The 19611-nt window shown below is 69.1% G+C and carries 13 protein-coding genes; 8 read left to right on the top strand and 5 right to left on the bottom strand.

The features are described from left to right. Nucleotides 1-3: 3 nt before the first annotated feature. On the bottom strand, nt 4-984 hold the full coding sequence (gene exbB / locus CHB77_RS07560; protein ID WP_089387553.1) for a tonB-system energizer ExbB: 981 nt from the start codon (nt 982-984) through the stop codon (nt 4-6). A 392-nt stretch (nt 985-1376) separates the two neighbouring features. On the opposite strand from exbB, the gene mobA reads away from it, so the two are divergent. Both mobA and CHB77_RS07550 read left to right on the top strand, forming a co-directional pair. Next, nucleotides 1377-1976 carry a molybdenum cofactor guanylyltransferase MobA gene (mobA, locus tag CHB77_RS07555; RefSeq protein ID WP_089387552.1) on the top strand — a complete coding sequence of 200 codons (600 nt, stop codon included), beginning with the start codon at nt 1377-1379 and terminating at the stop codon, nt 1974-1976. A 58-nt stretch (nt 1977-2034) separates the two neighbouring features. Continuing rightward, nucleotides 2035-2748, top strand: coding sequence for a tryptophan-rich sensory protein (locus CHB77_RS07550; RefSeq protein ID WP_165456218.1), 714 nt, complete (start codon nt 2035-2037; stop codon nt 2746-2748). On the opposite strand, the gene CHB77_RS07545 is transcribed toward CHB77_RS07550, so the two are convergent. Then, nucleotides 2709-4103, bottom strand: a complete 1395-nt coding sequence (locus tag CHB77_RS07545; protein ID WP_165456217.1) for a cryptochrome/photolyase family protein — start codon at nt 4101-4103, stop codon at nt 2709-2711. The genes CHB77_RS07550 and CHB77_RS07545 overlap by 40 nt on opposite strands. Nucleotides 4104-4204: 101 nt before the next feature. On the opposite strand from CHB77_RS07545, the gene cobA reads away from it, so the two are divergent. After that, nucleotides 4205-4975: a uroporphyrinogen-III C-methyltransferase gene (gene cobA, locus CHB77_RS07540; protein WP_242626564.1), complete on the top strand. Its 771-nt coding sequence runs from the start codon at nt 4205-4207 to the stop codon at nt 4973-4975. Between the two features lie 125 nt (nt 4976-5100). After that, nucleotides 5101-8610, top strand: a complete 3510-nt coding sequence (locus CHB77_RS07535; protein WP_089387549.1) for a M10 family metallopeptidase C-terminal domain-containing protein — start codon at nt 5101-5103, stop codon at nt 8608-8610. On the opposite strand, the gene queG is transcribed toward CHB77_RS07535, so the two are convergent. The 3 genes from queG to mtgA all read right to left on the bottom strand — a co-directional run bounded on the left by queG (nt 8555) and on the right by mtgA (nt 11157). Further along, nucleotides 8555-9649 carry a tRNA epoxyqueuosine(34) reductase QueG gene (gene queG / locus CHB77_RS07530; RefSeq protein WP_278185010.1) on the bottom strand — a complete coding sequence of 365 codons (1095 nt, stop codon included), beginning with the start codon at nt 9647-9649 and terminating at the stop codon, nt 8555-8557. The two genes, CHB77_RS07535 and queG, sit on opposite strands and share 56 nt — an antisense overlap. Before the next feature lie 34 nt (nt 9650-9683). Then, the gene (fzlA, locus tag CHB77_RS07525; protein WP_089387548.1) at nt 9684-10370 is read right to left on the bottom strand and encodes an FtsZ-binding protein FzlA; all 687 of its coding nucleotides are present in this window, start codon (nt 10368-10370) and stop codon (nt 9684-9686) included. Nucleotides 10371-10449: 79 nt separating this feature from the next. Next, entirely contained in the window at nt 10450-11157 is a 708-nt protein-coding gene (gene mtgA / locus CHB77_RS07520) for a monofunctional biosynthetic peptidoglycan transglycosylase (RefSeq protein WP_089387547.1), read from the bottom strand. Nucleotides 11158-11310: 153 nt separating this feature from the next. On the opposite strand from mtgA, the gene CHB77_RS07515 reads away from it, so the two are divergent. The 4 genes from CHB77_RS07515 to CHB77_RS18620 all read left to right on the top strand — a co-directional run bounded on the left by CHB77_RS07515 (nt 11311) and on the right by CHB77_RS18620 (nt 19503). Then, on the top strand, nt 11311-11619 hold the full coding sequence (locus CHB77_RS07515) for a hypothetical protein (protein ID WP_131023329.1): 309 nt from the start codon (nt 11311-11313) through the stop codon (nt 11617-11619). 87 nt (nt 11620-11706) lie between these two features. After that, the gene (locus CHB77_RS07510) at nt 11707-12159 is read left to right on the top strand and encodes a DoxX family protein (RefSeq protein ID WP_242626562.1); all 453 of its coding nucleotides are present in this window, start codon (nt 11707-11709) and stop codon (nt 12157-12159) included. A 583-nt stretch (nt 12160-12742) separates the two neighbouring features. After that, nucleotides 12743-17602 carry a DEAD/DEAH box helicase gene (locus tag CHB77_RS07505; protein ID WP_089387545.1) on the top strand — a complete coding sequence of 1620 codons (4860 nt, stop codon included), beginning with the start codon at nt 12743-12745 and terminating at the stop codon, nt 17600-17602. Continuing rightward, nucleotides 17599-19503 carry an HNH endonuclease gene (locus CHB77_RS18620; RefSeq protein WP_131023328.1) on the top strand — a complete coding sequence of 635 codons (1905 nt, stop codon included), beginning with the start codon at nt 17599-17601 and terminating at the stop codon, nt 19501-19503. Before CHB77_RS07505 ends, CHB77_RS18620 begins: the two co-directional genes overlap by 4 nt. Nucleotides 19504-19611: the final 108 nt, after the last annotated feature.

Here is a 19611-nt window from a genome sequence, read left to right as displayed (position 1 = left end):
GCCTCAGACCTCGGGCCGGGGGGGCACGCCCCGAAAATCCAGGTCGCGGCTGACCAGCTGCCGCACCCCCGCCGCCGCATTGGCCAGCCGCAGGCGATAGCCGGTGATTCCGCGCGCGAAGACGTTGTAGATCACCACGGCGGGGATGGCCGCGACCAGGCCGATGGCGGTGGCCAGCAGCGCCTCGGCGATGCCCGGCGCCACCACGGCCAGATTGGTGGTCTGGGATTCGGAAATCCCGATGAAGCTGTTCATGATCCCCCAGACAGTGCCGAACAGGCCCACAAAGGGCGCGGTCGATCCGATGGTGGCCAGAATCCCGGTGCCCCGGCCCATGCGGCGGCCCGCCACGGCCTCGATCCGGTCCAGTTGCGATTCCACGCGTTCCTTGACGCCGGCATCGCCCGCCACGTCCAGGGCGGGCTGGGACCGGCGGTATTCCTCGGCCGCGGACCGGATCATGCGGGACACGGCGTCGCGGCGGGTGCCGCTGGCGGCGACGGCGGCGGTCAGGCTGTCCGCGCGCCCGATGCGGCGGATGCCGCCCTGCACGGCCGCGCTGGCGCCCCACAGTTCCAGCGCCTTGACCACCAGCACCGTCCAGGTGATGACGGACGCGACGGCCAGCCCGATCATCACCGCCTTGACCACGATGTCGGCCGCCCAGAACATGCCCATCGGCGACAGGTCGTGGGGCAGGTTCGGATCGCGGGCGGGCGGCGTCAGGATCGGGGCAAGCGCATCCTGCATGGCCTGCGGCAGGAAATCGGCGACGGGTTCGAGGGCGGGTTCGGGGGCGGGATCCGCGACCGCCGTCGCGGCGGTCTGGGGCGGGGCCGGGATCTGCGGCGATCGAACTTGCGGGGCCTGGATTTCCGGGGCGGCGGGCGCAGTGGCTTGGGCATGAGCCATCGGGGCCATCGGGGCCAGCAGGCAAGCCAGCGCCAAGGCGATACTTGGACGTGGGCGCGGCAGGTGGGTCATGGCGTTCCTTGCATCTGGATCCGCGAAAAAGGCGCGGACGGGGCGCGGCCACAGGTCCGGCGGCCGAAACGCGGGCGCACGGTCCCGCAGGTCCGCGCCGGTATCAGTCAGCCATGTAAAATTGTCAACTATTCAGATGCACGGCCTCGACCTCACGCGCGCCAACAGGTCCGCCAGATGCAGGCGGTCCCTGCTGATGCCCGGATCAGCGACGATGACCGCAACCGGCAGGTCCGGCAGGTCTGCCGGGGTCTGACAGGGGGCGGTCGGTCATGTCGCAAGGCGGTTCCGGGACAGCAACGGCGGGGGGTGCGGGATCACCTCACGAACCATCCACGCCGCGCCAGACACGGCCGCTTGCAAGCGCGGTCCCACCACGTCACAACCGGACCATGATCCGTCCACCTGCCATTATCCTTGCCGGAGGCCGTGCCACCCGCATGGGCGGCGGCGACAAGTGCCTGCTGCCGTTGGGCGGCCGCCCGATGCTGGCGGGGATCGTCGCGCGGCTGGTTCCCCAATCCGGCGCCATGGCGCTGAACGCCAACGGCGATCCCGCGCGGTTCGCCGGGTTCGGCCTGCCGGTGCTGCCTGACGGCCTGCCGGATTTTCCGGGGCCGCTGGCCGGGATCCTGGCGGGAATGGACTGGGCCGCATCGCTGGGGGCCGACGCGGTCGTCAGCGTGGCGGGCGACACGCCGTTCTTTCCGGGCGATCTGATCGAAAGGCTGACCGGGGCGGGCGGCGGGATCGTCCTGGCCGCCAGCCGCGACGGGACGGGACGGGTGACGGACCACCCCACCTTCGGGCTGTGGCCCGTGGGGCTGCGCCGCGACCTGCGGGCGTTCCTGACCGGGGGCGGGCGGCGGGTGCGCGGGTTTGCCGGGGACCATGGGGCAAGGGCGGCCGTCTGGGACGCGCCTGCCGCCGATCCGTTCTTCAACATCAACACGGCCGGGGATCTGGCACGCGCCCAGGGCCTTGCGGATTAGGAACGACCGCCGGGGCATTGCGTTGTCGCTGCGTCCCCGTCGTTCGCGTGCAGGTTCCATGCCCCGCCTTGTGTCCGTTCTTGTTCTTCTGGCAGCCATCGCCTTTGCCGTGTCGCCCATGCTGTCGAACGGCTTTGGCGGCTATCGGCCCGACCAATTCCCGATCCCGCAGGACGATCCGCCGATCCAGCCGGCGGGCTGGGCCTTTGCGATCTGGGGGCTGATCTATGCCTCGCTGATCGCGGGTTCGGGGTTTGGCGTCTGGAAACGGGTCCAGGATCCCCAATGGCAGCCGATGCGCCCCGCCCTGCTGGTCAGTCTGGTCCTGGGAACCTTCTGGATCGAGACGGCCCATCGCACCCCGATCGGCGCCACGGTCCTGATCGTGGCGATGCTGGCGCCGGCCATCCTGGCCTTTCTGCGGGCCGGGACGGGCGACGCGATCTGGCAGGTCCGTCCGGTCGCCCTCTATGCGGGCTGGCTGACGGCGGCGACGGGGGCGTCGCTAGGCATGGTGCTGGGCGGGTACGGCGTCTTGTCCGAACAGGCGGCGGCGATCCTGTGTCTGCTGGGGGTGGCCGCGCTGGCGCTGGGCGTGCAGACGGCGCGGCCTGCGGAATGGGCCTATCCCGCCGGTGTCGTCTGGGCGCTGGCCGGGGTCATGGCCGCGAACCTGTCGCCCGCGAACCCGCCCGTTCTGGCGATTGCCGCAGTCGCGGCCCTGCTGCTGGCCTATCGCGCCGCCCGATCCCTGCGCTTGAACCGGCCATAGGCGTCCAACGCCCTTTGGCGGCCCGTGTCCAGATCCACCATCGGCGCGAGGCGGTCGTGCGGATCGACCCGCCACGACCGAGGGGCCGCATCGGCAAACTCCTGTGCACCGACAGCATCGGGGTCCAGCCACAGGTCGCGATACCGACGACGGGCATCGAATTTCGTGCCTTGCGTATCCGGGTTGAACACCCGGAAAAAGGGCGAGGCATCCGGCCCGCAGCCCGCCACCCATTGCCAGTTCATCGCATTGTTGGCAGCGTCCCAGTCGGTCAGGCACCGCGCGAACCAGTCCAGGCCGACGCGCCAGTCGATCATCAGGTGCTTTACCAGAAAGCTGGCGGCGATCATCCGCACACGGTTGTGCATCCGCCCGGTGGCGAACAGTTCGCGCATCCCGGCGTCCACCATGGCGATGCCGGTCCTGCCGCGGCGCCACGCCTCGGCATCCGGCCCGTCGCCACGCCATGGAAAATCGTTCCATTCCGGTCGCCAGCACGTCCGGTCGATGTTGGGCGAGGCATGGAACAGATCGCGGGCAAAATCCCGCCACGCCAGTTCGCGCAGGAAATCCTCGATCCCGCCCTGGCCATCCTGCTGCGCGGCCATGGCCCGGTGCCAGATCCGGCGGGCGCTGATTTCCCCTACCGCCAGGGCATCCGACAGGCCCGATGTCGCGTCGTCATCGGCCGGACGGTTGCGGCCCTCGGCATAGCGGGCCGTGATGCGGTTCAGGAAAGCCTCCAGTTGGTCGAGGGCGGCATCCTCTCCGGCCCGGACATGACGAGCCACGACATCCCATCCCCGATCCATCGCCCGGCGCGCCTCGGGCCAGTCCGGGCCGTCGCTGGCGGGCCATGCGGGTGGCGCGGTCAGGCGCGGGGCGGGCAGCGGTTCGGCGATGGGCGTGCGGCGCAAGGCGCGCCAGAAGGGGGTGAAGACCTTGAACCGGGTGCCGCTGCCCGTCAGAACGCTGCCGCGCGGGACCAGATCGGCCAGCGGATGCACGTGCAGAACGGCGCCCGCCCCCGCCACGGCCGCCTGCAAGCCGTCGTCACCGGCAAAGGGCAGGCCCTGGGAGGTGTGGACGGCCACCGCGCCGCTGTCGCGGACGACCTGGGCCAGCACCGTGGCGGGATCGCCGCGGCGCACGATCAGGCGACTGCCGCGCGCGCGCAGCCCCGCGTCCAACGGCGGCAGGGCCATGGCCTGCCGCTGGGCCGATGCGGGATGGGCCGCGGCGTCGGCGGGATCCAGGATCGCCAGCGCGATCACCGCGCCGTTCTTGGCGGCGGCGGCCAAGGCCGGGTGGTCGTCCAGCCGCAGCACCCGGCGGAACCAGCAGATGACGGTCATTGCTTGCCTCGTGTTCAATCCCCGGTTCACGCGCGGCGGACCAAAAGGTTTCATGTCCCTGCGGATTGCCAGAGGCCGCATGGGTGATATAGCGGAATTTCTTGCGTGAACCGCCCCTGAAAGCTGGCCTTGTGTCCGATCCCGCCACCCCTTCCGTCTTCGTATCCCTGGTCTCGGCCGGGCCGGGCGATCCCGAATTGCTGACGCTGAAGGCCGTGCGCCGTCTGGCCCAGGCCCAGGTGGTTCTTTACGACGACCTGGCATCGGGGCCGGTCCTGGACCATGCCCATCCCCAGGCCGAACTGATCGCGGTGGGCAAGCGCGCGGGCCGTCCCTCGGCCCGGCAGGATCACGTCAACGCGCTGCTGGTCGAACACGCTTTGGCGGGCCGACGCGTGGTGCGTCTGAAATCCGGCGATTCGGGCATCTTCGGACGGCTGGAGGAGGAGCTGGTCGCCCTGGCCGCCGCCGGCATCGCCTTCGAGATCGTGCCCGGCGTCACGTCGGCCAGCGCGGCGGCGGCGGCGGCGGGGATCCCGCTGACACGGCGGCTGACCGCGCGGCGGGTGCAGTTCATCACCGGCGCCGATGTCACCGGGCGCCTGCCGGACGACATCCACTGGGCCGCCATCGCCGACCCGGCGGTCACGACGGTGGTGTTCATGGGCCAGCGCAGCTTTCCCGAACTGGCCGCGGGGCTGCGCGCCCATGGCCTGCCGGGCGACACGCCCGCGCTGTTCGCCGAGGCCGTGGGCCATCCCCACCAACGCCTGATCCGCACCACGGTGGACGATCTGGCCCGGCTGCTGGAAACCGCCCCTGTGTTGCAGCCCGGTCTCATCATGTACGGGCCGCTGGCCTTCGGAATTTAAAAATTTAGTTAGATATTGCGTTAAACTTCAACTGGAAGCAGGCTTCTCTAAATTCGTTGGTTAGGGTTTTGTTAGCTGTCGGCCCCGGTCGGGCCAGCCATTGAAACTCGCATTCGACGGACAGGATGATTTCGTACCGCCACGTAATCACCCAGGGCACCGGGCAGAGCCGATGGCTGTCGGGCGTGGCGGATCTGGCGATGGCGAACATCGGCGGCACCTGGCTGCTGTTCGCGGCAAGCACGCGGGGCGGGATCAGCAGCTATCGCGTCAGCGATCCCGGCACCCCGCTGACCATGGTTCAGGGACAGGCCTTCCCTGCCGGCCTGACCTATCACGCCCAGCCGGCCGTCACCGTTCTGGACACGCAGGCGGGCGCGCGCCTGCTGGTCGAAGGCTATTCCGGCGCGGGCGTGGCGGGACTGACGGCGGGCAGCACCGGCGCGCTTGGCGCCATCGGCCAGCTTTTCCCGGCCGACCGGATCGGCGCGCGCCTGTCGGCCAGCGACCAGATGGTCAGCACCGACGGCCGTTTCCTGATTTCGGCCCGCCAGGACAGTCTGACGCTGGAGGTCCATCGAATCGGCACCGACAACGCCCTGGCCCCGGTGTCGTCCGTCGCCCTGCCACGTCCTGCCAGCGCGGCCGAGGCATCGTTGGACAAGGTGATCCAGATGACGGTCGACGGGCAGCGCCTGGTGGTCGCCATTTCCGCGCTGGGAAATTTCATCGCGACCCAGACGATCGGGGCGGACGGCGTGCTGGGCCGGGGCGCGATCCATGTCGCGGCCGAGGGGACGGGATATTACATCCCGTCGGACGCTGCCGCGCTTCAGTTCGGCGGGCGCAGCTTTCTGGTGGTGGCGGGCGCGACCTCGTCGTCCTTGTCGGTGTTCCGCGTGGACAGGACGGGCGCGCTGACCGCGACCGATCACGTGGTGGACGAACTGACCACCCGGTTCCAATCGGTGACGGCGCTGGCGACGGCGGTGGTCGACGGGCGCGGCTATGTCATCGCGGGGGGCGCCGATGGCGGCCTCAGCATCCTTGCCCTGCTGCCGAACGGCCGGCTTCTGCACATGCAGACCATCATCGATACCGATGCCATGACCCTTGCCAAGGTCAGCGCGATCGAGGCCAGGACGATCGGCGGCAAGATCGTGCTGTTCGTCACCTCGGACGGCGAAACGGGGGTGACGCAGATCGCCATCGACCCCGGCGCGACGGGGGTGACAAGCATCGCCGGATCGGGGGCTGTCACCGGCACGGCGCGCGACGACGTTCTTGTGGCGACCTCGGCGACAACGGCCCTGAACGGCGGGGCAGGCGACGACATCCTGGTGACGGGCAATGCCAACGTCACCCTGACGGGCGGCGGTGGGGCCGATGTCTTTGCCGTCACCCGCTTTGACGGCCGGGCGGTGATCGCCGATTACGAACCGGGACTGGACCGGCTGGATCTGTCGATGCTGGGCATGATCCGCAGCGTCTGGCAGTTGAACTTTGCGCCACAGTCCTGGGGAATGCGGATCACCTATGGCAATTCGATCCTCGAGGTGCGGACCAGATCGGGCGATGGCCTGCTGCCGTCCGACTTTGGCAACGGCATGTTTCCCATCGGCCATTACTGGCTGCCCGCCCTGGATCCCGTGACGATCGATCCTGGGGGTCGGCCCGTAACGGTCGGCACCTGGGTTTTCGGCACCGAGGGGGCCGATCAACTGCTGGGCATGGCCGGCGCCGACGTGATCCAGGCGGGCGGCGGCAACGACACCGCCTCGGCCGGGGCGGGGAACGATACCGTGCAGGGCCAGGCGGGCAACGACCTGTTGCGCGGCGGGGACGGGGCCGATCATCTGCTGGGGCAGCCCGGCAACGACACGCTGTTCGGGGATGCGGGCCATGACATGCTGCTGGGGCACGACGGCAGGGATCTGATCCTCGGCGGGCTGGGCAGCGACACGCTGCGCGGCGGGACCGGCGACGACCTTCTGCAAGGCGGGCCGGGCGCCGACCGCCTGTACGGAGAATCGGGCAACGATACCCTGTCGGGCGAGGATGACAACGATTACCTCGAGGATCTGGACGGCCATAACCGCCTGATCGGCGGAGGCGGCAACGATGCGCTGATCGCGGGCGCGGGCATGGACCAGCTGTGGGGCGATGACGGCGACGATGTCCTGCGGGCCGGGGCGGGCAACGACACGCTGCAGGGCGGATTGGGCAACGACACCGTGACGGGCGGTTCGGGCAACGACCGGATGGGGGATCATGGCGGCGACGATTCCCTGTCGGGCGAGGATGGCGCCGACACCCTGATGGGGGGAATCGGAACGGACATGCTGCGGGGGGGGAACGGCAGCGATGTCCTGTCCGGCGGTGACGGCGGCGACCGGGCGTATGGCGATGCCGGCGACGACCGGCTGTATGGCGATGGCGGCGACGATTATCTGGATGGCGGCCATGGCGGGGATTTGATCCAGGGAGGCGCCGGGAACGACCAGCTGAACGGTGCCGCTGGCAACGACATCCTTTACGGACAGGATGGCAACGACCGCATCACGGACGCCTGGGGTCACAACCGGCTTTACGGCGACAACGGCAACGACACGCTGTATGCGGGCGCGGGCACGGATAGGCTGCGGGGCGGGACCGGCAACGATTATCTGGCGGGCGGCGCCGGCAACGACCGGCTGTCGGGCGAGGCGGGCAATGACCGCCTGTTCGGCCAGGACAACAACGATCTGCTGCATGACGGCAGCGGCGACAATCACCTGGACGGCGGGTCGGGAAATGACGCCCTGACCGCGGGTGCCGGACGCGACACGATCCTGGGCGGCGCCGGCAACGATGCCCTGCGGGCCGGGGCGGGCCATGACCGGCTGGATGGCGGCAGCGGCAACGACACCATGATCGGAGAGGATGGCAACGATTATCTCCGGGATCGTCTGGGCGACAACCTGATGGCCGGGGGCGCGGGCAACGATACCCTGGCTGGCGGCACGGGCCATGATCGGCTGCGCGGCGATTCGGGCGACGACAGCATCAGGGCGGGGCGCGGGCAGGATCTGGTTCACGGCGGCGCCGGTCGCGACCGCCTTTACGGCAGCGACGGCAACGACACCCTGTGGGGCGAGGGAGGCAACGATTCCCTGGCGGGCGACGCGGGCAACGACCGGTTGCGGGGCGGCGACGGACGTGACGCGCAGTGGGGCGGCGGCGGCCTGGACCGGCTGTGGGGGGATGCGGGAAACGACAGCCTGGACGGCGGCGGGGGACGCGATACGCTGTTCGGCGCGGCGGGCCGGGACGCGTTGCGGGGCGGCCTGGACGCCGATGTGCTGATCGGCGGGCTTGACGCGGACGTGTTCCGTTTTGTGTCGACCGCCGAAAGCCGCGGCTCGGGGATCGATGTGATCCAGGATTTCGTCGGCGGAGAGGATCATCTGGATCTGCGCGCGCTGCGCCTGCGCTATATCGACGACGACCCGTTCGGCGCGGCCCGGCAGGTGCGCTGGCAGCATGTCGGATCCGAAACGCGCATCATGGCCGACATGAACGGCGATGGGCAGGCGGACTTCATGGTGCGCCTGCTGGGCCGCATCGATCTTGACGCGGACGATTTCCTGTTGTGACGCCTTGCGCCCGTTCCAGCCGCCCTATGGCCCAACAGGCCGCATCGGCCACCGCCGGATCGCCATCTGCGGTCAGGCCGCGCGCGACGTCCGCCAGATCCGCCCGGCCCGAATTGCCGATGGCGTACAGGACGTTGCGCACGAACCGGTCGCGTCCGATCCGCTTGATCGGGCTGCCGGAGAACCGTTCCCGAAAGCCTGCGTCGTCCAGGGCCGCCAGATCGGCCAGGCGCGGTGCGGGCTCGGCCCCGCGATAGCGCATCTCGGATCCGGCGCGGGCGAACTTGTTCCAGGGACAGACCGCCAGGCAGTCGTCGCAGCCATAGATCCGGTTGCCCATCAAGGGCCGCAGTTGCGGATCGACCGGTCCCTTGTGCTCGATCGTCAGATAGGAAATGCAGCGCCGCGCATCCAGTTGGAAGGGTGCGGGGAACGCGTCGGTCGGGCAGGCGTCCAGGCAGGCGCGGCAGGATCCGCAATGCTCGCGTTCGGGCGCGTCAGGCGGCAAGGGGATGGTGGTGAAGATCGATCCCAGAAAGAACCAGCTTCCCAGATCGCGCGACAGAAGATTCGTGTGCTTGCCCTGCCATCCCAGGCCTGCCGCCTGCGCGAGGGGTTTTTCCATGACGGGCGCGGTGTCCACGAACACCTTGATCGCCTCGCCCGGCGCCTGATCCATCAGCCAGCGCCCCAGGCGCTTCAGCCGTTTCTTGACCAGATCGTGATAATCCCGCCCCTGGGCATAGACGCTGATCGCCGCCCGGTCCGGCTGGTCCAGGACCGCCAAGGGGTCGTGATCGGGCGTATAAAGCTCGGCCAGCACGATCACCGATCTGGCCTCGGGCCACAGGGCTGCGGGATCGCCGCGCCAATGGGTCCGTTCCGCCATCCAGGCCATCTGGCCGTGCCGTCCCGCCTCCAGGAACTGCTGCAACCGTCGGGCAACCTCGGGCACCGCGTCCGGGGTCGTCACCCGCATCCGCGAAAATCCCGCCGCCTCGGCTTCGGCGGCCAGATGCTTCTTTGTCTTGGCCCAAATATCTCGGGGGGGGCGGGGGGCTGGCCCCCCGGCCTTATCCGAAGTCAAGCTCGGCATAATGGGGGGCGGGGTGGATGCCCGGCACCTGGTCGGCCAGGATCGACCGGAAGGCCGGGCGCGACTTGATCGTCGCGTACCAGTCGCGCAGGACGTCCGACCGGTCCCAATCCACATCCGAGATGTAATCCAGGCAGGAAAAATGCGCGGCGGCCGTGAAATCGGCCAGGGTCAGGCTGCCGCCGGCCAGCCAGCGGCGGGTTTCCAGAAGCGTGGCCAGATAATCGATATGGTCCTTGATCGCGCGCAGGCCGTCCTTGACCACCCGGCTGTCGGGGTGGCCCTGCCGGGTGATCTTCTTCCACACACGCTCGGTCAGGATGGGAACCGTCACTTCGGCGTTGAACTTGTCGTCGAACCAGGCGCACAGGCGGCGCACCTCGTGGCGTTCCAGAGGAGTCGAAGGCATCAGCGCGGGCTGGGGCACGGCCTCGTCCAGGTATTCGACGATCGCCTGGCTTTCGGCCAGCATGATGCCTCGATGGCGCAGCACCGGCAGCTTTCCGGCGGGATTGCGGCGCCTCAGGTCGGGCGGGCTTTCCCAGTACCGCTCCTCGACCAGTTCGACCTCGATCCGCTTCTCGGCCAGCACCAGCCGCACCTTGCGGCAGAACGGCGACAGGGCGGAATGGTAAAGCCGGGTTGTCTGGGTGTTGGTGTTCATCGCCTGCGTCACGTTCCCTGCTTTGCATCGGGCCTTGATAAGCCCGCACCCGTCCCGTTTCAACCGCCAGCGGCAGACCCTACAGGCAGTCGGCGCGCCCGTCGCGTTCGATCGTCGCCGCCCCGTCGGCGATGGCGCGCGACCGGCGTGACGCGCCGCCGGGGCTGCGCGTCTTGGGCGCGGGCAGGACGGCGGCCAGCCGTGCCGCCTGCACCGGGGTCAGCCGGTCGGGCGTCGTGCCGAAGTATTCGCGTGCCGCAGCGCCGATCCCGAAGATGCCGGGGCCGAATTCCACGACGTTCAGATACACTTCCAGGATGCGGCGCTTGGACCAGAACGCCTCGATCATCGGGGTGAAGGCGGTTTCCAGAACCTTGCGCGTCCAACTGCGCCCCTGCCACAGGAACACGTTCTTGGCCGTCTGCTGCGTCAGGGTCGATGCCCCGCGCGACGACCCCGAGGCGACGACCTTGCGGATTTCAGCCATGTCGAAGCCCCAGTGCAGGCAGAAATTCGCATCCTCGGCCGCAACGACAGAGCGGCGCAGGACGGGGGCAATATCCTCGATGTCCACCCAGGCGCGGGGGGCGGTCGCCTCGGACGCGACGGTCCAGGTGGTCGGGGGATTGACCAGGGCATAGAACATGACCAGGGCCGCCATCAGCGCCAAGAACCGCAGCGCCAGCCAGCGCAGCCAGATCAGCACGCGCCGCAGGGGGCGCCAGCGGACCGAGAGCGCCGCCACGGGTTCGGCGGCCGGGGGGCTGAACAGGATGCGCAGGACCATGGCCCGCCATGTCTCATGCCGTTCGGGCTTGCGTCAAGCGTTGCAGGCCCGGCACGTCTTTCGGCAATGTGAACGGCGGGGACTGAAAACGCTTGAACGGCCAGTCCCTGCTGCGGCATAGCAGGCCATCCGCAACTGTCCGGCCGCATGGGAATGAGAGTTCTTGCCACGATCATGATGATGGTATCGCTGCTGGCGATGTCCGTCGCGGTGGCCGGCGCGGACATCGCCGAACCCCCTTGCAGTCCGCAGATACGCGCGGACGACATGTGCTATGCGGCCGGCCTGGCCGGCGGCGCGGCCGAATCCGTCAAGAAGCCGGGCGTTTGCCTGGTTTGCCTGGCTCCGCCGGCCGGTTCCGGCAATCCCGTGCATCACGGACGGCGCGTCCACGCCGCCTTCGGCGCGGCGATCCTGTCCGAGTCCCGCTGGACCGTTCCCTGGCGGCCGCCGCGCATCTGATCCCCGAACCCTGTGAAACCGCGCCCCGATGGGGCTAGACACCGTTTCCTTGCGCCGCGCCGCGGCTGCAAGTCGTCAAGGATCATCATGATGACCGATTACACCACCGCCGACACCCGTTACATCATTCCCGGCCTGCGCGGGCTTTATGCCGCGCTGTCGCCATTGACGGTTCTATACATGCGCCTGATCGCAGGCATCGCCTTCATGGCGCACGGCTGGCCCAAGATCAACGCGCCGATGGACGCCGTGGGCATGGTCGAGGGCTTGGGCTTTCAGCCCGGCTGGTTCTGGGCGCCGCTGCTGGCGGCGACCGAATTTTTCGGCGGGCTGCTGCTGGCCGTGGGCCTGCTGACACGCCCGGCGGCCTTGGCCACGTCCATTGTCCTGTGCGTCACGACCTATTTCCACTGGGTCGCGCAGGCCCAAGGCTATGCGGGCGCCGAAAAATCCCTGCTGTGGCTGGCGATCACGCTGTATTTCGTGGCGCATGGCGGCGGCCGTTTCTCGGCGGACCGTGCCATCGGCAGGCAGTTCTGACCGCAGCCGGGGCGGGCTTGTCCCGCCCCGCGACCGGCTGGGCGCTTGCGGCACTGGCAAGGCACGCCTTTCGGAAGGGCTGGAACGACAATTTCCACAGGAAAGGAAGCGCATCTCGGCGGATGCTCTCCGGTCGGCATCGCAACTCTGCGCGACTGGGCCATCTCATGCGGGCCCATGGCCGAACCGTTTTCGGGACGGGTTTCGCGCAAAGGACGCCGGCTGTTCGCGGGCGTTCGCAAACGGCCTCGGGCCGGGCGATCGGCGTCAGTCCTTGCGGCGGCCCACCGGCAGGGGCGGGCAGCAGACGCCAAGGATCGATCCCGCTGCGGGCGCGCCCGAACTTGTCGGCCGCCCCGTTCATGGATGCGGCGCGTCGGAACGCACCTGCGGTCCACGGGCTGTCCATGTCCGGGGCAGGACAGCGAAATCGACGCCGCGACCTTCTTCGGCAGGCTGACGGCCGAATGACCCCATCGCCCGCGCGCTGCTTGCCTTCTGAGGCATTCTCTGGTCTGAAATGCCCATATCCTGAGCGTCAACAGCAATTTCCTGGGGGGCGCAAGTTACCAAGGCTGCCGCGATGGACGCATTCGATCTGAACCGGACGATCATCGCCGAGTATGAAGATTTCTCGCGCTCGTTTGCCAACATACTGTCCCCTGACCTTCGCAGCGCGGTCGATCGGGCCTATGGGGACCGGCGCTATGTCCGCGAGCCCCTGGTCAGCCTGAACCCGCGCTACCGGCTTGGCGCAAGCGTCAACGACCGCGCCATGGACGGCACGATCCTGGGCGACACGGCGCGGATCTTTCACCGTCCTGACGGCACGCCGCTGCATCTCTACGTCCATCAGGATCAGGCGCTTGGCATGGCGCAGGACCGGCGCAGTTTCGTCGTGACGACCGGCACCGGATCGGGAAAGTCGCTGTGCTTTTTCATCCCGATCATCGATGCCGCCCTGCGTGCCCGTGCTGCGGGCGAGCCGCCGCGCACGCGGGCCGTGGTCATCTATCCGATGAATGCGCTGGCGAATTCGCAACTTGAGGAAATCAACGGCTTCTTGCGGAACTGTGGCCTTGCCAATCCCCCGCAGGTCGCGCGCTATACCGGACAGGAAAGCGAGGCCGAACGCGAGCGGATCGCAGCTGACCCGCCGGACATCCTGCTGACCAACTTCATGATGCTGGAATTGCTGCTGACGCGGGCCGACCGCAAGGGACGGGCGGTATTGGACCACGCGCAGGGGCTGGACTGGCTGGTGCTGGACGAACTGCACACCTATCGCGGTCGTCAGGGCGCGGATGTGGCGATGCTGGTGCGTCGGCTGCGCGACCGGCTGGCGCCGCAAGGGCTGGGCTTCATCGGCACCTCGGCGACCATGGCTTCGGACGAGGCGGGGGCGGAGCCGGCGGCAGTGGTCGCGGAAACCGCCAGCTTGATCTTTGGCAAGCGGATCGGTCCAGAGGCCGTGATCGGCGAAACGCTGGTTCGCGCGACCCAAGGCGATGTCGCCCCGGATGCGCTGCGCCAGGCGGTCCTGCGCCCCGTGGTGGCGCAGCCCGACGCAGGGCTTGCGCGCGACCCATTGACGATCTGGACCGAAACCCGCATCGGCCTGAGCGACGATCCCCAGCCGCGCCGCCGCCCGCCCCGGACGCTCAGCGCCGCTGCGCAAGACTTGGCCCGTGACACCGGCCTTCCGCTATGCGACTGCCTTGCGGCGCTGGAGCGGACGCTGGCGGTCGCCTCGCAGCCCGAGACGATGCGCGGCGGACCGTCCGACCGCGCCTTTCTGGCCTATCGGCTGCACCAGTATCTGTCCGGTCCCGACAGCCTCTATGCGACGCTGGAACCGCAAGACCGGCGGGCGATCCGGTTCGAAAAGCAGAAAACCGACCCCGATAGCGCGGCACGACTGTTCGAAGTCCGGTTCTGCCGCCGGTGCGGGCAGGACTATCACCCCGTCAGGGTCGTCACGGACAGCGCGGTCAGGCGCTTTTTGCCCCGATCCATCGACGACGGTCCGGCAGACGACACGGATGCGGTAGGCTTTCTTTGCCGCGCCGACGGCCTGACCTTCGATGGCCAAGACGACCTGCCCGCCGCATGGCGCGAGGAAGGGCCGGGTGGCCGCCTTCGTGTCCGCCCGCAATACCGCGACCGCATTCCGGAACGGGTGTCGGTTGACCGAAACGGGGCCGAGGGGCCGGGGCAGGCGATGTGGTTCACGCGGGGCAAGTTCTCGTTGTGCCTGCGCTGCGAAGATGTGCCGGTGCCGCAGGGGCGCGACCGCAACCGCCTTTCCGGCCTGTCCGCCGAAGGCCGATCGTCGGCCACGACGACGCTGAACGCCGCCGCGCTTCAGGCGATGGACGCGCAGTCCCCCGGTTCGGGCAAGCTGCTGACCTTTACCGACAATCGGCAGGATGCGGCGCTTCAGGCGGGACATTTCAACGACCATGTCTTCGTTACCAGGCTGCGCGGGGCGATCCTTGCGGCCTGTTGCAACGCGGGGCCTCGGGGTCTTGCGGGCCGGGATTTCGGTGATGCGGTCAGGCGGGCGCTGGGCTATGGCTGGGACAACGAAGCGGCGCTTGGGGAATGGCTGCAACCCGGTCTAGGGGGGCGCAGGGCGCTGGATGCCGAGCCGCTTGACCAGCAGCGGCTCGGCGAAACCGCCGAGGAATCCCGCCGCTACCTTCAGGCGCCCTGGGCGATTCATGAACGCGAACGCCCGCGCGTGGCGACCTGGCTGCTGATGGAAGGGACCGGGCGGGCGTCGATCAGGCTGCCGGACGAGGCAGTCATCCTGCGCGGCGGCGGGCGCTCGGCGCTTGGCAAGGCTCTGGCCGATGAAGGGCTGTGGGGCCAGCGGCTCTCGCGCAGGGACGCGGCAACCCTGATCGAGGCCTTGCTGGCGGCGCTGGCCCATGACGATCATGGCTATGTCCGCGCCCGGCGAACGCCGTTCGGATCGACGGGCTGGCAGATCGACCCCGGCGCGATCCGCCTTCATGCGGTTCCGCCGCGTGCCGGCCACACCGGCGACGGCATCCCGGCAAACCGCTATTTCCGCAATCTTTACGCACGCACAGCGGACGAGATGCTGGCGAACGGCACCCCGTTGCGCGGCGTCGAGGGGCGCGAGCATACCGCCCAGGTGGACAAGGATCTGCGCCAGCACCGCGAACGGCGCTTCCGCTTTGGCCCGGATGACCAGGCGGCGATGGCCGAACCGCCCCTGTCCAGCGAAACCGCGCGCCGGCTGCCGCTGCTGGTCTGCTCTCCGACGATGGAGCTGGGCGTGGATATCTCGTCGCTGGAACATGTCCATCTCCGCAACGTCCCGCCGACTCCGGCCAACTATACCCAGCGGGCGGGCCGGGCCGGGCGTGCGGGGCAGGCGGCCCTGATTACGACCTATTGCGCCGCGCAAAGCCCGCATGACCAGTATTATTTCGCCGATCCCGCCCAGATGGTGGCGGGCATCGTCCACCCGCCGCTGCTCGATCTTGGAAACGAGGATCTGGTGGTATCGCATTGCCACGCCATCTGGCTGGCGGAATCCGGGTTTGAACTGGAACCGGCGATCGCCCAGGTTCTGGCGCTTGACCGGCCGCACGAGAACTATCCTCTCCGCGACGAGGTCGTTGCGGCATTGAGGAACCCCGGTCTTGGCCCGCGGGCCACGGCGCGGATGGTAAGCGTGCTGGAACAGATCGCCGGGCAATCCTTTGGCCCCGCCTTGGCCCGACACACCGAACGCAACGCGTTCGAGCGGTTCGACCGCGCCTTCGATTCCTGGCGTCGGCGGCTCAGCGCGGCGGTCGATCAGCGTGATCGCGCCTATGCCGTGTCCAAAAGCGCGCAGGCCAGTGAGGCCGAGCGCAAGCAGGCAGACCGATCGTATGCCAGCGCGCGCAGGCAGATCGAACTGCTGCAAAGCGGCACGGATTCCAACGCGTCCGATTTCTTCACCTACCGCTATCTGGCAACCGAAGGCTTTCTGCCCGGATACAATTTCCCGCGCCTTCCCCTGACCGCCTTTGTGCCGGGGGCCGAACGGGGCAGTCCCGGCGATTTCCTGTCGCGGGCGCGCTTTCTTGCGATCTCGGAATTCGGGCCTGGCAGCATGATCTATCACGAGGGCCAGGCGTTTCGCGTTGTCCGGGCCATGCTGCCGGCCGGGGTGCGCGGTGCGGATGGCCGCCTGAGCACCGGCGACATGGCGCTTTGTCCGCACTGCGGCGCGATCCAGTCCGCGACGGCACCGGAACGGTGCGAGGGCTGTCAGGTGGCGCTGTCCGATCCGATCCGGCTGAACGGCACGTTCAGGATCGAAAGCGTCGAAGCGGCACCGGCCAGTCGCATTTCGGTCAATGACGAGGAACGCCAGAGGCAGGGCTTTGACGTGCAGACCGCCTATGCCTTTCAGGGCGAACCGACGCGGATCATCCTGCGCAATGCCGGCGGCGCCCATGTGGCCAGCCTCAGCTATGGCGGCCGAGCGCGGATCGTCCGCATCAACAAGGGCCTGCGCCGTCGTCGAGAGAAGGATCTTTACGGCTTTCGGATCGGCACACAAAGCGGCCGCTGGCTGGGTTCGGTCACGAACGATGAAGACGAGACCGTCGTGAAACCCGGCGCCGAGCCTGAGCAGAAAGTCCTGCCGGTGGTCGAGGACCGCAAGAACGCCCTTCTTGTGATGCCGGGCCAGCCCCTGGAACCCGAGGACGTGGCAACCCTGCAAAGCGCGCTTGCCCGAGGACTGGAACGCGTGTTCCGGCTGGAAGAAGGCGAGATCGCCGTCGATCCCGTCCCCGACCGTGCCGCCCGCAACGGCTTGTTGTTCTACGAGGCGTCCGAGGGCGGGGCAGGCGTTCTGTCCCGCATCGCCCGGCTGGACGACTTGCGTCAGGTGGTCCGTGCCGCGCTTGAGGTCATGCACCTGCATGAAACATCCACCGGCTGGACCGACCGTGACGATGCGCCCTGCGTCGAGGGATGCTATCGTTGCGTGCTGACCTATTTCAACCAACCGGATCATGAACTGATCGACCGCCGCCGGCCCGCCGTGCGGGGTTTCCTAACGGACTTGCTTGCCGCCGTGCCGACGGCCGAAAACGGCGCAGGAAAGCCTTGTCGCCACGGTCCGGATGGCACGGACGGCTCGGCGGGCCTGGCGGTTCATGCGCCCGTGCAGGGCACTGGCAACGAATGGGTCGAGGCCGCGTCCCGGTGGGGCATCGTTCCCCCTGACGATGCCCTGCTAGAACGCGGCGGCAAGGCCGCGCTCGCTTCGTGGCGCGGTCACCGCACCGCCGTGGCGTCGGACCCGGCCCTTGCGGCCGCCCTGGAGGATGAGGGCTTTGTCGTCCTGCGCCTGTCCGGCCCGCCTGCCGATCTGCCCGCCGAACTTGCCCATCTGGAGATGCCATGACCTTGCCTCTTGCGGCCCCCGGCGGCCTTGTCCGCGCGCGCGGGCGGGAATGGGTCGTCCTGCCCGGTTCCGGCCCGGACAGGTTGCGGCTGCGGCCCTTGTCGGGGGCCGAGTCCGAGGCGACGACGCTGATTCCCTCGATGGAACTTGATCCGCCGCAGCCGGCCCGCTTTGCGGCGCCGGACGGCAGCCGCCTGGGCACCTCGACCGAGGCGCGGCTGCTTGCCGACGCGCTGCGGCTCAACCTGCGGCGTGGGGCGGGTCCGTTCCGCTCCTCGGCCCAAATTGCGTTCGAGCCGCAGTCCTATCAGCTTGTCCCCCTCATCATGGCGCTGCGTCTGGATCCCGCGCGGCTGCTGATCGCGGACGATGTGGGGATCGGCAAGACCATCGAGGCCGGCCTGATCCTGCGCGAACTGTGGGACCGAGGCGAGGTCGCGCGCGCCTGCATCCTCTGTCCGCCGCATCTGGTCGAACAATGGGTGGACGAGCTTGCCGTCAAGTTCGACCTGCACGCGACCGCGGTCACCGCCACAACCGCGCCGCGGCTGGAGCGCGGGCTGGGCCTGAACGAAAGTCCGTTCGAGGCGCACCCGCTTGCGGTTGTCAGCCTTGACTACATCAAGGCCGAACGGCGGCGCGAGGAGTTCGCCCGGTTTTGCCCGCCCCTGGTCATCGTGGACGAGGCCCATGCCTGCGTTGGCGGCGGGCGCGGGGCGACGCAGCGGCAGGCGCTGCTGACCCGGCTGGCCTTCGTCACCCCCCCGCGTTCTCGAACTAACCTATACCTCTCACGCGCTGGCGCCCTTTGCACGCGACCTGGACCACCACGGCCCGCCCTTTCCCTGGGATCCGGATCGCCGCGCCGGGCTGCGCGCCGACCTGGATGCCTTTTACGCCCGCGCCTATGGGCTGGACCGGGACGACCTGCGCTATATCCTCGACCCCGCCTGGGTGATGGGCGCGGATTACCCGTCCGAAACCTTTCGCGTCCTGCGGGACAAGGAAACCCGCCGCCACGGCGAATATCGCACCGGGCGGCGGGTGCTGGCGGCCTGGGACCGGCTGGCGCAGGACTGGGCTGCGGTGGGGCTGTGACGCTGGATCCCGCGCCCTCGGGCCCGCGGCGGCTGATGCTGCAAAAGGCCGGCTATGACAACGGCTGGACGCTGCAACCGGCGGGGGTGGTTCCGGCCGCGCTGGACGCGCCGCCCTGGATGACGCTGCGGTCGCAGAACGCGCCGGGTCAGGTGGCGCTGGCCATCGCGGCGGACGGATTCGCCCTGCGGACCGCGCCTGCTGTGATGCGGCTGCTGGCGGCCGAGGGGCATGGCCGGCCGCAGGGCGACCATCTGGCGCTGGACGGCCTGACCGAACTGCGCGCTGCCTGCCTGCGCGCCTGGCACCTGCACCGCGCCCTGCCCGCCGCGCCCGGCGACGCCCTGGCCGCCGCCCTGGCCGCCCAGGGCCAGGGCTGGGCCGGTCCCGCGTCCCAGGATCTGGACCCCGCGCGGGCCACGACGCGTTCGGCGCAGGTGCGGTTGCGGGTGGGGCAGGACGTGTTCCGCGCGGCGCTGGACGATTACTGGGGCGGGCGCTGTCCCCTGACCGGGATCGCCGACCGCGCCCTGCTGCGCGCCAGCCACGTCGTGCCCTGGGCCGAATGTTCCAGCGACGCCCAGCGGCTGGACGTGTTCAACGGCCTGCTGCTGGCCGCCCATTGGGACGCCGCTTTCGACGCGCGGCTGGTCAGCTTTGATGATGACGGCCGGGTGGTCGTCTCGCCCGCGCTGTCCGGCCCGGCGCGGCAGGCGCTGGACGTGGCGCGGGCGCCCGCCCTGCCGCTGGCATCGGCCCATGCGCCCCCGCTGGCCTGGCACCGCGCAAGGCTGCGGCCCTAGACGGATCCCCCGCGACAGGAACGCGCGGCGCGGCCGCAGCCCGTGTCACGGAACCGCGCCCAGGATTCATCGCCGGGCGATTTCGGAGGCACCCAATGGAAAACCCCA

Origin of the sequence: Paracoccus sediminis (genome assembly GCF_900188295.1) — a bacterium.
Taxonomy (GTDB): domain Bacteria; phylum Pseudomonadota; class Alphaproteobacteria; order Rhodobacterales; family Rhodobacteraceae; genus Paracoccus; species Paracoccus sediminis.
This window is presented reverse-complemented; position numbering and strand designations above follow the sequence as displayed.